This window comes from Cryptosporangium arvum DSM 44712 (assembly GCF_000585375.1).
Classification (GTDB): Bacteria; Actinomycetota; Actinomycetes; order Mycobacteriales; family Cryptosporangiaceae; genus Cryptosporangium; species Cryptosporangium arvum.
This window is the reverse complement of the sequence record NZ_KK073874.1, coordinates 3726889-3739987: the sequence shown is the minus strand read 5'-3', so window position 1 is coordinate 3739987 and position 13099 is coordinate 3726889. Positions and strand designations below refer to the sequence as shown.

The 13099-nt window shown below is 70.0% G+C and carries 12 protein-coding genes; 6 read left to right on the top strand and 6 right to left on the bottom strand.

Going from position 1 to position 13099, the window contains the following annotated elements:
• The first annotated feature begins 9 nt into the window (after positions 1-9).
• Positions 10-888 (top strand): LLM class flavin-dependent oxidoreductase, encoded by an 879-nt coding sequence (locus tag CRYAR_RS16640; RefSeq protein ID WP_035851904.1) that lies wholly within the window; start codon positions 10-12, stop codon positions 886-888.
• On the top strand, positions 885-2201 hold the full coding sequence (locus CRYAR_RS16635; protein ID WP_051570385.1) for an FAD-binding oxidoreductase: 1317 nt from the start codon (positions 885-887) through the stop codon (positions 2199-2201). Before CRYAR_RS16640 ends, CRYAR_RS16635 begins: the two co-directional genes overlap by 4 nt.
• Before the next feature lie 428 nt (positions 2202-2629).
• On the opposite strand, the gene CRYAR_RS16630 is transcribed toward CRYAR_RS16635, so the two are convergent.
• Positions 2630-3091 (bottom strand): SgcJ/EcaC family oxidoreductase, encoded by a 462-nt coding sequence (locus CRYAR_RS16630; RefSeq protein WP_051570383.1) that lies wholly within the window; start codon positions 3089-3091, stop codon positions 2630-2632.
• A 93-nt stretch (positions 3092-3184) separates the two neighbouring features.
• Here CRYAR_RS16630 and CRYAR_RS16625 point away from each other — a divergent pair, with 93 nt between their 5' ends.
• On the top strand, positions 3185-3637 hold the full coding sequence (locus CRYAR_RS16625; protein WP_063725916.1) for a MarR family winged helix-turn-helix transcriptional regulator: 453 nt from the start codon (positions 3185-3187) through the stop codon (positions 3635-3637).
• 350 nt (positions 3638-3987) lie between these two features.
• On the opposite strand, the gene CRYAR_RS16620 is transcribed toward CRYAR_RS16625, so the two are convergent.
• Genes CRYAR_RS16620 through CRYAR_RS16600 form a run of 5 tightly spaced genes read right to left on the bottom strand, consistent with a single transcriptional unit; the run spans position 3988 to position 10074 of the window.
• Positions 3988-5574 (bottom strand): dipeptide ABC transporter ATP-binding protein, encoded by a 1587-nt coding sequence (locus tag CRYAR_RS16620; protein WP_084700579.1) that lies wholly within the window; start codon positions 5572-5574, stop codon positions 3988-3990.
• Positions 5571-6425, bottom strand: coding sequence for an ABC transporter permease (locus CRYAR_RS16615; protein WP_035851901.1), 855 nt, complete (start codon positions 6423-6425; stop codon positions 5571-5573). Before CRYAR_RS16615 ends, CRYAR_RS16620 begins: the two co-directional genes overlap by 4 nt.
• On the bottom strand, positions 6422-7402 hold the full coding sequence (locus CRYAR_RS16610; protein WP_035851899.1) for an ABC transporter permease: 981 nt from the start codon (positions 7400-7402) through the stop codon (positions 6422-6424). The genes CRYAR_RS16615 and CRYAR_RS16610 overlap by 4 nt, the downstream gene beginning before the upstream one ends.
• 3 nt (positions 7403-7405) lie before the next feature.
• Positions 7406-8974 carry an ABC transporter substrate-binding protein gene (locus CRYAR_RS16605; RefSeq protein ID WP_245620468.1) on the bottom strand — a complete coding sequence of 523 codons (1569 nt, stop codon included), beginning with the start codon at positions 8972-8974 and terminating at the stop codon, positions 7406-7408.
• Between the two features lie 23 nt (positions 8975-8997).
• Positions 8998-10074 carry an LLM class flavin-dependent oxidoreductase gene (locus CRYAR_RS16600; RefSeq protein ID WP_035851896.1) on the bottom strand — a complete coding sequence of 359 codons (1077 nt, stop codon included), beginning with the start codon at positions 10072-10074 and terminating at the stop codon, positions 8998-9000.
• A 177-nt stretch (positions 10075-10251) separates the two neighbouring features.
• Here CRYAR_RS16600 and CRYAR_RS16595 point away from each other — a divergent pair, with 177 nt between their 5' ends.
• From CRYAR_RS16595 to CRYAR_RS16585, 3 genes are read left to right on the top strand one after another with little or no spacing between them, the layout of a single operon-like run.
• Entirely contained in the window at positions 10252-10935 is a 684-nt protein-coding gene (locus tag CRYAR_RS16595) for an LLM class flavin-dependent oxidoreductase (RefSeq protein WP_035851895.1), read from the top strand.
• Positions 10932-12041 (top strand): LLM class flavin-dependent oxidoreductase, encoded by a 1110-nt coding sequence (locus tag CRYAR_RS16590; protein WP_035851894.1) that lies wholly within the window; start codon positions 10932-10934, stop codon positions 12039-12041. Before CRYAR_RS16595 ends, CRYAR_RS16590 begins: the two co-directional genes overlap by 4 nt.
• Entirely contained in the window at positions 12038-13099 is a 1062-nt protein-coding gene (locus CRYAR_RS16585; protein ID WP_035851892.1) for an LLM class flavin-dependent oxidoreductase, read from the top strand. Before CRYAR_RS16590 ends, CRYAR_RS16585 begins: the two co-directional genes overlap by 4 nt.

The following is a 13099-nucleotide window of genomic DNA, read 5'->3' as shown; positions in this document are numbered from 1 at the left end:
GTTGAGAACGTGCTGAACAACCTTCTCCGCTTCGGGTTGAGTCTCGACCCGGACGCGGCGCGTGCCGACGATGCGGTACGGCTGGCCGCGGCCGCCGAAGAAGCCGGGCTTGACTACCTAGCCGTGCAGGACCACCCGTACCAGGCCGGTCACCTCGACAGCTGGACCTGGCTGACCCATCTGGCCGCACGGACCAGCCGGATCGGTCTTCTGACCGACGTGGCCGACCTGCAACTGCGACCCCCCGCCATGCTCGCCAAGGCGGCGCTCACCTTCAGCAGGCTGCACCACGGTCGGCTGGCCCTCGGCGTCGGCGGCGGCGCGTTCCCCGACGGCATTGCGGCCATGGGCGGCACCCGCCGGAGCAACTCGGACATGGTGGCCTACACCGAAGAGGCCTTCCAGGTGCTGCGGCCAGCGCTGGCCGGCGACTTCGTCCGGCTCCACGGTGCGCACCACCGGATCGAGGGCTACCAGGCCGGGCCCGCCCCGGCCGGGCCGGTGCCGGTGTGGCTCGGCGCTCAGGGTCCGAAGATGCTCGCCGTCACCGGCGGCTACGCCGACGGTTGGATCTCGCCGCTGAACATCTATGTGAAGCCGGACGAGGTACCGGCCAAGCAGAAGATCATCGACGAGGCGGCCCGGGCAGCGGGTCGCGACCCCGCCGCGATCAGCCGCATCTACAACGTCATCGGGTGGATCGGATCGGACCGAAGGGCACCCGGTTTGTCGGGCGACGTCGAGCAGTGGGTCGACACGCTGGCTGACTGGTCCACCCGCCTGGGTTTCGACACGTTCATCTTCTGGCCGGTCGCGCAGCCACAGGCCCAGCTCGAACTGTTCGCCGGCGAGGTCGTCCCGGCCCTGCGGAAGCGGGTGAGCCGATGACGCCGGCGACCCTCCCGAAGGAACTGGACGGCAAGGTCGTGCTGCCGTCCGACCCGCGCTATCGGCTCCTGCGCTCCACTTACACCAGGGTGTCGCGACCCGCGATGGTGGTCCTTCCGCAGAGCGTCACCGATGTCGTCGTCGCGTTGCGGTACGCCCGCGACAGTGGTCTGCCGATCGCTGTTCGCAGCGGCGGACACGGCCTGTCCGGGCGTTCGTCCAACGACGGCGGGGTGGTCATCGACCTCTCCGGGCTCAACGAGGTCCGCGTCCTCGACCGCAAAACCCGGCTGGTGCGAGTCGGCGTCGGAGCACGGTGGGCCGAGGTGGCTCAAGCGCTGAAACCGGCCGGGCTGGCGATCAGCTCCGGCGATCACGGCAACGTGGGCGTCGGCGGCCTGGCCACCGCGGGCGGCGTGGGCTGGCTGGTCCGCGACTACGGCCTGACGATCGACCACGTCCGGGCGGCCGAGGTGGTGCTCGCTGACGGCCGCGTCGTCCGCACCGACGCCGAGCACGAGCCCGACCTGTTCTGGACCGTACGCGGCGCCGGCGCCGGCGTCGGCATCGTCACCGCGTTCGAGATCGAGGCCACTGAGCTGCGCGACATCACCGTCGCGCAGCTCACCCTGGCGGTCGACCCGGACGGGAGCACGCTGACCCGCTGGGCCGAGCACCTGGCCCGAGCGCCCCGCCAACTCAGCACAGCGGCCATGCTCATGTCTCACGGGCGGCAGGCGATCCTCTCGCTGACCGCGGTGTACGCCGGGACGGACGCCGGGCGCGTGCGCGGAGCCGTCATGCCGTTGCGGAAGATCGGCGCTCTGCTCGATCAGACCCAACAGAGTGCGTCGCACGCGGCCCTCGTGTCGACCGCACATCTGCACCCGAACCTCGGCCAGCAGCCGACCGATACCACCAACGGCTTACTACCCACCATGACCCCGGACGTCGCCCGTGCCATCACGGCGGCTGTCACCGGACCGCGACCGGCGCTGATGCAACTGCGTTCGGTCGGCGGGGCCGTCAACGACGTGGCCGCGGATGCCACCGCCTACGCCCATCGGCACTCGACCGTGCTGGTCGTCGGCACGGTCTTCCCGCCGCACGACCGGACGACGCTCGACCACATCTGGCGTCCGATCGGCGCGTACACACGGGGCGCGTACGCGAATTTCGAGAGCCGTCTCGACGCGGCGGCCTTCCGGCGTTTCTACCCCGGAGCCACCGGCGACCGCGTTCTGGCGATGTGGCGTCACCACGACCCGGACGGCATCTTCCGCTCGACCCTGTACCCGGGGACGTTGTCGTAGAGGACGCGACCGATCGGTCGCCGATGCGGCGGATGCGTGAGCCGCCCACGTCAGTCCTGGTAGGACCGCCGGGCCCGCGACTTCGGCCAGCGCTCCCTAACGCCGGTCGCGGCCGTCCACGACCTCCTCGTGGTCGTGCTCGACCAGCCCGACGTGAGCAGGCGGTCAAGCGCCCTCTCGGAGTAGGCCGAGCAAGCGCCGCGTCACGGGTCGGTGTGGCTCAAGAGCGCCTCTGTGTGTCAACCCGTGCGAGTGGCGAACCGGGGGACGTCACCGACCTGGCGAGGACCTTTCCGGCGATGATCGGCCCGACTCCACGCCGCTCCAGCCGGTGCCAAGACCGTCTGCCAGAACGCGGACCCCACTCGTCGCCCCAGATGCTGTGCTCGACGTGGAGCAGCACGTCGCCGGTCGGCCGGGCGCCGGCGTCAGCCGGCGAGGACTGCCGGTACCGGCGGAGTGTTCGGGGCCAGACGCCGGTCGCTGCGGGAGGATATCCACTCCAGCAGCGGCCGGCGCGTGGTGTTGTGGAACGCGGCGAACTTCCACTCGCCGTTCTCGCGGACCGCGACGAACGTCTGCGCCTTGTCGGGCTTCCGGCGGCTGAACCGCGACTTCAGCACCCGGCCGACGCTTGTGACCACCGCGACGTCGGGGGTGACGAAGCGGACGTCGGTGATGTGACCGAGCAGCCGGCTGCCCCTCAGGAATTTGCGCCACAGGACCGAGTGCATGTCTGTGATGATCCGGCGGCCACGGTAGTGGGTGCCGACGAAGATCACGTAGTCGGCGTCCTCGGTGAACGCCGCTCCGTACGCCTCGGCGTCGGCGTTGTTCCAGGCGGTGAGTGTGGAGTCGAACAATGAGCGGATCGCGACCTCGTCGGACATCGGAGTTCCCTTCGGTAGGATCGTTCCGTGGGCAGGAAGTCTCGATCTATCGAGATATTTGATTGATCGAGATGTTGGCTGAGAGAGGTGGCCGTGTCAAGACGTGACGAGCTCATCGGATCGATCGGCGATCTGCTGCGCCTGCAGTCGGGGCTGGCACTGGTGCTGCATCAGGCCGTCGCCGACCAGTTCGGTCTGAACCCGACGGACCTCAAGTGCCTCGATCTGGCCGCGCGCGAGGAGGCTCTCACCGCGGGGCGGATCGCCGACGTCACGGGCATGAGTACGTCCGCGGTCACGGCGCTGCTCGATCGGCTCGAAAAACGCGGGTTCGTCGAGCGCTACCGGGACGCGGCCGACCGTCGCAAGGTGTACGTGCGCTCGACCGGCCAGCACGAGGAGAAGCTCGCCGAGATCTACGGCCCGCTGTCGGACGCCACGGACAGCGTCTTGCGGTCATTCGACGTCAAGAGCCTGGATGCCGTCCGCGACGTACTGAGTCAGCTCGCCGACGTGAGCCAGGCGTTCATCCGCCGCGAACGATGACCTCCACCGTCGGGAAGCCGCGGGTCGCTCCGACCCCCGGACGGGAACCAGCCGGCGACCCCACTCGTCCGGTGGGCCAGGCCAGGCCGTTCGCGCACGGTACGAGAAGAGCGGTTCGGGCGGGTGGCGCCGGTAGGGGTTAGGGGTTGTCGGCAGCGACGGCTTGCAGCAGATACTCGACATGACATCGCCAAGCGTCCGGTGACGTGGTGGCGGCAGGGGCAACGGCGCTCGGCCCGGCCAACCGAGGGATGCACCGCTGCCCGACAAGAGCGTGAGCTCATCCAGCACACCCGCACGGAGCTCGGCGTCGCCGTCCGCGGCAGGACCGGACACGTCGAACCCGCGGCTCAGAAGCGCGCCCCGACCCCGCTCCCGGCCGGTCCACCCGGGATCGCCGCCAGCAGTTCGCGGGTGTACTCGTGGCCCGGGTCGGTGAACAGCGCGTCGGTCCGGCCGGTCTCGACGATCCGGCCGGCGCGCATCACCGCCACCCGGTGCGCGATCTGGCGGACGACACCCAGGTCGTGGGAGATGAAGAGGTAGGCGACCCCGGTGTCGGCCTGGAGATCGGTCAGGAGCTGGAGCACCTGCGCCTGCACCGACACGTCCAGGGCCGACACCGGCTCGTCGCAGACCACCAGCTCCGGGGAGAGGGCCAGCGCCCGGGCGATCGCGACGCGCTGCCGCTGGCCGCCGGAGAGTTCCGCGGGGCGCCTGCGCAGGGTCGAGGACGGCAGCCGGACCTGGTCGAGCAGTTCACGGGCCCGCTCGAGCCGTTGCGCCGGGTTCCCGATGCCGAACGCGCGCAACGGTTCGACGATGACCTCGGCGATCGAGAAGCGCGGATCGAGCGACGCGTACGGGTTCTGGTAGATCAGCTGGGCCCGGCGTCGCAGCGCACGCAGTGCCCGACCCTTCGCCCGGGTGACGTCCGTGCCGCCGAAGGAGATCGCGCCGTCGCTCGGCTCGATCTGGCGCAGCACCATCCGAGCCGTGGTGGTCTTACCGGAGCCGGATTCTCCGACCAGTGCGAGGGTTTCGTGACGATGGATCGTGAAGCTCACCTCGTCGACAACTCTTGTGTCCTTGAAGTCCTTACTGAGCCCTTCGACGACGACGAGCGGATCCTCCCGGACCGGCGGCGGGCCGGCGACGCGGGCGGGCACGCTGGCCAGCAGGTGCCGGGTGTAGTCGTGGGTCGGCCCGGCGAGCACCGCACCGGTCGGCCCGGCCTCCACGATCGTGCCCTGCGACATCACCGCGATGCGCTCTGCCCGGTCGGCGGCAACGCCGAGATCATGGGTGACCAGCAGGATCGCGGTGTTCTGCTCCTCGCTCAGGTGCTGGAGGTGATCGAGGATCAACCGCTGCATGGTGACGTCGAGGGCGCTGGTGGGCTCGTCGGCGATGAGCAGCGCCGGGCGGGCCGCGAGGGCAACGGCGATCAGCGCGCGCTGACGCATCCCGCCGGACAACTCGTGGGGATACTGCTTCGCCCGCAGTGCGGGATCCGGCAACCCGGCCCGTTCGAGCAGCTCGATGGCGTCGAGTGCGGCGGCGCGTCCGCGGGTCAGCCCGTGCAGGCGCAGTACCTCGGCGACCTGCTCCCCGATCCGCTTCACCGGGTTGAGCGAGACGGTCGGGTCCTGCGGAACGAGCCCGATCCGGGCGCCGCGGATCGCGCGCATCTCGCGCTCGGAGAGCCCGGTGAGTTCCTGGCCGTCGAAGACGACGCTGCCGCGCTCGATCTGTCCGTTGCCGCTGAGCAGCCGGATCACCGCGTGCGCGGTGGTGCTCTTGCCGGAGCCGGATTCACCGACGAGGGCCACGGTCTCGCCCGGTTCGACGTCCAGGTCGACCCCGGTGACGGCCTGGATCGGACCCGACCGGGTCTGGTAGGAGACGGCCAGGTCGCGGATCTGCAGCAGGGTCAACGTCCGTCCAATGCTCGGGCGATCCGGTTGGTGGCCAGCACGGTCGCGGCGACGGTGAGGCCGGGGAGGGTGGAGAGCCACCAGGCGTTGGCCAGGTAGTTCCGGCCGCTGGAGACGAGCGTTCCCCACTCGGGCGCCGGTGGTGCCGCCCCGTAGCCGAGGAAGCTCAGCGACGAAACGGCCAGGATCGCGATACCGAAATCGAGGGTGACCAGCACCGCGATGGGCCCGATCGCGTTGGGAAGCACATGGCGCCAGAGGATCGTGTACCAGCGGGTGCCCAGCGAGTACGCGGCCTCGACATAAGTTGACTGCCGGACCCGCAGCACCTCCGCGCGCATCACCCGCGCGAAGCTCGCGATGCTGGCGACGCCGACCGCGACCGCCACCTTCGTCGTGCCGTAGCCCAGTGCGGTGACCAGCGCGAGCGACAGGAACAGCGGCGGGATCGCCAGCTGGACGTCGACGACACGCATCAGGACGTCTTCGAGCCAGCCGCCGACGAACCCGGCCAGCAGACCGATCGCGCCGCCGATCACGAACGCGACCACCACCGCGATCAGCGTGGCCTTGAGCGAGAGCGCGGCGCCGTGGACGACCCGGGTGTAGAGGTCGCGGCCGAGTTCGTCGGTGCCGAACCAGTGGCTCGCGCCGGGGGCGCTGAAGCGGTCGGCGGGCACCCCCGTCAACGGGTCGCGCGAGGCGAACAACGACGGCCGGAACGCGGCCAGCACGATGAAGGCCACCAGGCCGATCGAGAGGAGCAGCCCCGGCGGGGGCAACTTCCGCCTGCGCGTCGGCGGAGTCCCGACGTCGGATTGTTCCTGCGCGCGATCCAGGGTCAAGCTCATTGGGCGCTCCCCACCTGCAGCGGTGCCGTCGGCCGCGGCGGCCCGGAAAGCACGATCCGGGGGTCGAGGACCGGGTAGGCCAGGTCGACGGCCAGGTTGACGGTCACGAAGACGAGTGCGCCGAACACGACGATGGCCTGGACCACCGGGATGTCCTGCACGGTCACGGCCTGGATGGTCGCGCGACCGAGGCCGTTGCGTGCGAACACCGACTCCACCACCACCGATCCGGCCACCAGGTTGCCGACGAGCAGCCCGGCCAGCGTCAGCGTGGGAAGTGCGGCGTTACGCAGGGCGTGCCGGAAGTGGATCCGGAGCCGGCCCGCGCCTTTGGCCTTCGCCGTCTCGATGTAGGGCTCCCCCAGCGTGGTCGACAGGCTCTTGGCCAGCACCTGGGCGAGCTGCGCGGCCGTGGGGACCGCGAGGGTGACGGCCGGCAGGACCAGCCCGCGAAGGCCGTCGTTCCCGAACGCCGGGAAGGCGTGAATACGGAACGAGAACAGCTGGACGAGCATCAGCCCGATCCAGAACGTCGGCACCGAGACGCCCAGCGGCGGCAGCGAGAGCAGCACCTGACGCAGCCAACGCCGCCGGCTGTAGGTCGCCAGGATCGCGATCCCGCCCCCCGCGAGGACCGCGATCAGCAGGGCCGCCCCCGTGAGCTGGAGCGTCTGCGGCAACGCCTCGGCGATCGTGGTGGTCACCGGACGGCCGGTGGCGACGGAGTTGCCGAAGTCGCCGCGCACCGCGCGCCCGAGGTAGTCCAGGTACTGCAGGTACACCGGCTGGTCGAAGCCGTATTCGTGTCGCAGCGCCGCCAGCTGCGCCGGATCGATCGGGTTGCCGTCCAGGCCACCGGCCGCCATCGCCGAGACCGGATCGCCGGGGAGGAGATCCAGGATCAGGAACGACACCGTGTAGGCGGCCAGTAGCACGACGGCGGCCTGGCCGAGCCGGCGCAGCACGTAGCGGCGCACCGGTCAGCCCTTCCAGGTGTCGTGCAGCTGGATCCGGCTGGAGGCCTCGAAGTTGAGATCGTGCACGTTCTTGCCGACGCCCAGCTCGGTGGTGAGCTCGACCACCGGGACGGTGTAGGCGTTGTCGACGAGCAGGTTCTGGGCTTGCGTCACCAGGGTCTGGCGCTTCGCGGCGTCGACGGTGGCCGCCGCACCAGCCAGGGCGTCGTCCAGTTCGCTCGGCGGCACCTTGTAGAAGTTGGCCAGCTTGGTCGAGAAGCTGCTGCGCAGGATGTCCGGGTCGGCCCGGGTGGCGTTGCCCCAGAAGACGTCGAAGCTGCCCGAGGAGAGGACCTGCGGGAACGTCGCGATCTGGATCTCCTTCAGTTCGAGCTCGACACCGACGGCCTTGAGCTGCTGCTGGAGCAGCTCGAGCGTGGGCTGGTTGGTGCCCGCGTTGGCCGCCCAGGTCACGGTGAGGCTCAACCGGGTGCCGTTCTTGGCCCGGATGCCGTCGGCGCCCGGCTTCCAGCCGGCGCCGTCCAGCAGCGACTTGGCCTTGCTCGCGTCGAAGGCGAGCTTGGAACCGAGATTCGTGTAGAACGGCGTGGTGCCGGCCAGGACGCTGGTCGCCGGCTTGCTACCGGTGGGGAACACCGTCTCGACGATCTGCTGGCGGTCGATCGCCGCGACGATCGCCTGCCGGACCGCCTTGTCCTGCGCGATCGGCCGTGAGTTGTTGAAGGTCAGCCCGAAGACCAGGCCGGGGTTCGCGCGTGCCTTCAGCTCGACACCGCCGGCCTTCAGCGCGCTCTCGTCGGCCAGCCCGACGCTGCCGATCGCGTCGACCTGGCCGGACTGGAGGCTGCCCGTCCGGACGCCGGCTTCCGGCACCACCTTGAACACCAGCTTGTCGAGGTAGGCCTCGCCCTTCTTCGTCCACAGCGACGAGCCCCAGTCGTAGCCCTTGCGCTTGGAGAGGGTGATCGACTGGTTCGCGACGTACTTGTCCAGGACGAACGGTCCGGAGCCGATGATGCCGTCGGTGCACCGCTGGTCGGGGGTCTTCGCGGCGCTGGCCGGCGACACGATGCCGAGCGAGAACGTCGAGGTCGCCTGCAGGAACTGCGCGTTCGGCTGCTTGAACGACACCTCGACCGTGTGCTCGTCGACGACCTTCGTCTCGTCGAGACCGCTGAGGTAGCCGATCGCCAGCTGGGCCTTCACGCCGAGCGTGGGGACGGCGTCGAAGTCGGCCTTCACCGCGGCGGCGTTCACCGGCGTGCCGTCGCTGAAGGTGGCACCGGGCTTCAGGTGGAAAGTGAAGGTCTTCGCGTCCGGGCTGACCTCCCACTTCTCCGCGAGCCAAGGCACGATCCGGCCGGTCCGCGGGTCCTGGTCGGTCAGCGAGTCGACCGTCTGGCGCAGCGAGTAGATGCTGTCGTTGCTGCCGACCTGCTGCGGGTCGACGCAGCCCTGGTCGGATCCGACGGCGAAGGTGAGCGTGCCGCCCGATTGCGGGGTGCCGGACGACCCGGAACCTCCGGGACTCCCACCGCATGCGGCGAGCGCGAGCGCAGCGGTCACTGCCACGGCTGATGCGGGCACACGTCTGTTCACTGAGCTGCTTTCTCATCGGGGGTGGGGCTACCCCAGCCCCAGGGCGGATCGGGGATCTCCTTGCGGAGCACCGGGGCGATGTCGGACTGGAACAGTTCGAGGGAGTCCCGGTGCTGGACGTCGGTGAGGCCGCCGGCGTCGGCGTGCAGGTGCATCACGGTGTGGCCGAAGGCGTCGTGATAGCGGTGGACCTTGTCGACGATCTGCTGCGGGCTGCCGATCAGCGCCGAGCTGCGTTCGACGAAGTCCTCCAGCGTCGCGAAGACGGGTTCGAGCCCGAGCCGCTTCTGGAAGGCGCGCTGACCTTCGAACACCGGGCGGTAGGCCTCGATGGCGTCCTGCGAGTTGGGGGCCGCGTAGTACCCGGCCGTACCCGCCCCCACCACGGCGGACGCCGGGTCGTGGCCGTGGTGCTCCCACCGCTCGCGGTAGTAGCGCACCAGCTCGGCGTACGGCTCGATCGGATTGGTGACGTTCGCGGAGAACAGCGGGTCACCGTAGCGGGCTGCGACGTCGACCGACTCCTTGCTGGTGGCGCTGCCGTGCCAGACCCGTATCGGCTGCTGTAACGGGCGCGGCCACACCTCGGCGTCCTGGAGCGCAGGGCGGAACTTCGGCGTGGCGGTCACCCTGCCGTCGCGCCAGATGTCGCGGAAGAGCTCGTAGCTCTCGGCGTTGCGCTCCCACTGGTCCTCGGGCGTGACGTGGAACAGCTCCCGCTGCGCCGCGCCGTTGCCCTTGCCGATGATCAGCTCGAGCCGACCACCGGAGAGGTGGTCGAGCGTTGCGTAGTCCTCGGCGGCGCGGACCGGATCGAGCAGGCTGAGCGTGGTGACGGCGGTGAACAGCCGGATCTCGCGGGTCAACGAGGCCAGGTGGCTGAGCACGACGGGCGGCGAGGAGGAGATGAACGGCCGCTCGTGACGCTCGCCGACGCCGAAGCCGTCGAACCCGAGTTCCTCGGCCAGCAGTGCGTTCTGGACGACCTCGCGGAAACGGTCGTTGGTGGACTTCTGCACGCCGCTCACCGGGTGCGGGGCATGCACGATCAACGTGATGGCAAGGAACCTCACAACACCGTCCAATGCGGAGTAGCGGCGACGGCGGCAAACCGCTCGTTCAATTCATAGTAAGCAGATCGGATATCCTGTCAATGCCTCCGCGGGCAGGTTTCCCTACTTTTTAGATAGGAATTGACTAGGCTGCCGGTTCATCACTAACGTCGAAGCCTGACGCACGAAGGAGCGCCGATGACCACCATCCAGTCGCTCGCGTTCCTCACGCCGGGTAACTATCCTGACGACGACCCGTATCTGGGTCTGGAGAACACGCTCCGTCAATTCGAGTACGGCGAGCAGCTCGGCTTCGACGGCGCCTGGATCCGCCAGCGCCACCTCGAACACGGCGTCGGCTTCAGCGCCGGGACACCGCCGCACGCCGAGCTGATCGGGCATCTGGCCTTCGACGGCGACTGGCGCACGTACGACCTGTCCCACAACCGGGTGAGCCGGCTCGTCGACAACCTGCGCGGCGACTTCATCGGCGACGAGAGCACGGTGATCCACTCCCCCGGCAACATCCAGCGGCCGCGCGTCCAGCCCTACAGCCCCGGCCACGTCATCACCGGCGAGGGCACCGACGACTTCACCACCCGGAAGCGGTATCTCGCGTATGCCGAGAGCCGCTACGAACGGACGCTGGCCCCGAACGGTCCGAAGCGGATCCTCTTCTTCCGCGACCTGGTCGGCCCGACCGAGCAGATCCTCGAACAGCTCTCCGCCGATCCGGTCCTGGCGCAGGTCAGCGACTTCCAAATCGAGCTGCCCTACGAGTTCGAACACGAGGACTACCTGCAGATCCTCCACGACGTCCGGATGCATCTGGCACCGGAGCTCGGCTGGCGTCCGCCGAGCGGCAGCGAAGGAGACTCATGACCCGCGTCCCGCTCTCCGTGCTCGACCTGGTCCCGGTCAGCTCCGGCTCCACCACCGCAGACGCCGTCCGCAACGCCGTCGATCTGGCCCGCCGGACGGAGGAGTTCGGCTACCGCCGGTACTGGTTCGCCGAACACCACCTCAATCCCGGCGTCCTGGGCTCGTCCCCGTCCGTCCTGATCGCGCTGGCCGCGGCGGCGACCTCACGCATCCGGCTCGGCTCGGCCGGGTTCCAGCTCGGTCACCGCACCGCGTTGTCGGTCGTGGAGGAGGTCGGCCTGGTCGACGCGCTGCATCCCGGGCGCATCGACCTGGGACTCGGCCGGTCGAGCGGGCGTCCGCCCAGCACGCAGGCGACGCCCGCGCCCGCCCGGCCGAGCAACGGGCTGGTCGTGCCGAAGCCGTTCTCCTTCGCCCGGCTGCTCGGTTCACCCCGGATCGCGCTGCACCAGCGTCTGCTGCAGCTGCCCGGTGCGCAACCGCCGGACTACGGGGAGCAGATCGACGACCTGCTCGCGCTGCTGCACGGCACCTACCAGTACGAAGGCGTCGAAGGGCACGCCAGCCCCGGCGAGGGCGCGGACGTCGAGCTCTGGATCCTGGGCAGCAGCGGCGGACAGAGTGCCACGGTGGCCGGCGAGCGCGGACTCCGATTCGCGGCGAACTACCACGTCGCTCCGGCCGGAGTGCTCGAAGCCGTGGCCGCCTACCGGGCCGCCTTCCGGCCGTCGGAGTATCTCGACGCGCCCTACGTCAGCGTCTCGGCCGACGTGGTCGTGGCCGACGACGACGCCACCGCCCGGGAGCTGGCCGCCGGATACGCCCCGTGGGTCCGCAGCATCCGCACGGCCGCCGGGGCCATCGCTTTCCCGACGCCCGCCGAGGCCGCCGCGTTCCCCTGGACCGAGGAGGACCGGGAACTGGTCGCCGACCGGCTCGAGACGCAGTTCGTCGGCGCCCCCGACACCGTCGCGCGGCGCCTGCTCGAACTGCAGGAGGCCACGGACGCCGACGAACTGGTCGTCACCACGATCACCCACGACCACGCGGACCGGGTGCGCTCGTACGAGCTGCTGGCCAAGGAGTGGAACTCCGTGGCGTCATGAGCGAGTTCCTCTGGTACGTCCCCAACCAGGTGCGGGCCGGCCACCGCGGGGACGACGTCGTCGAAGACCACAACGGTTTGCCGGCGCTGACCCAGCAGGCCCTGGCGATCGAGGAGCACGGCTGGGGCGGGGCGCTGCTCGGGGCCGGTTGGAACCGCCCGGACACCTTCACCGTCGCCACGGCGCTGGCCGCCCGCACGACGACCTTCCAGCCCCTGATCGCGGCCCGGCCGGGCTACTGGCACCCGGCGCACTTCGCCGCCGCGGTCACCACCCTCGACCAGCTCAGCGCGGGCCGGGTGCTGATCAACGTCGTCTCGGGCCAGGACAACCTGGCCGCCTACGGCGACAGCGAGGGCGACCAGGCCCAGCGCTACGCCCGCACCGAAGAGTTTCTGCGGCTCGTGCGGCAATTGTGGACGCGGGAGCACGTCACGTTCCGCGGTGAGCACTTCCACGTCACCGACTCCACGATCGCCCAGCGACCCGTCGTCCGGCCCGGGCGCCGCCATCCGCGGCTCTACTTCGGTGGCGCCTCCGCGGCGGCGGAGAAGGTGGCGGCCACCGAGGCCGACGTCCAGCTCTTCTGGGGCGAGCCGCTGGACGACGTCCGCGAGCGGATCGAACGGCTCAAGCGCCTGAGCGACGCACTGGGGCGCGAGCATGCTCCGCTGGAGTTCGGCCTCCGGGTCACCACGCTCGTCCGCGACACCACCGAGCAGGCCTGGATCGACGCACAGGCCCGGGTGGCGAAGATGGCCGAAGGCACGATCGCCCGCGACGCGGACTGGCGGACCGCCGTCGGTCAGCAGCGCCTGCTGGGTCTCGCCGAGCGCGGGGACGTGCTCGACGACAACCTCTACACCGCTCCGGGCCGGTTCGGAGCCGCGGGCGCGGCGACGACGTGGCTGGTCGGCTCCGCGCAGGACGTGGCGACGTCGCTGCGCCGCTACCGGGAGCTCGGCATCACCCATTTCCTGCTCTCCGACACCCCCTATCTGCCGGAGATCAAGCGGCAGGGCGACCAGCTCCTGCCGCTGCTGCGCGAACCTTCCTAG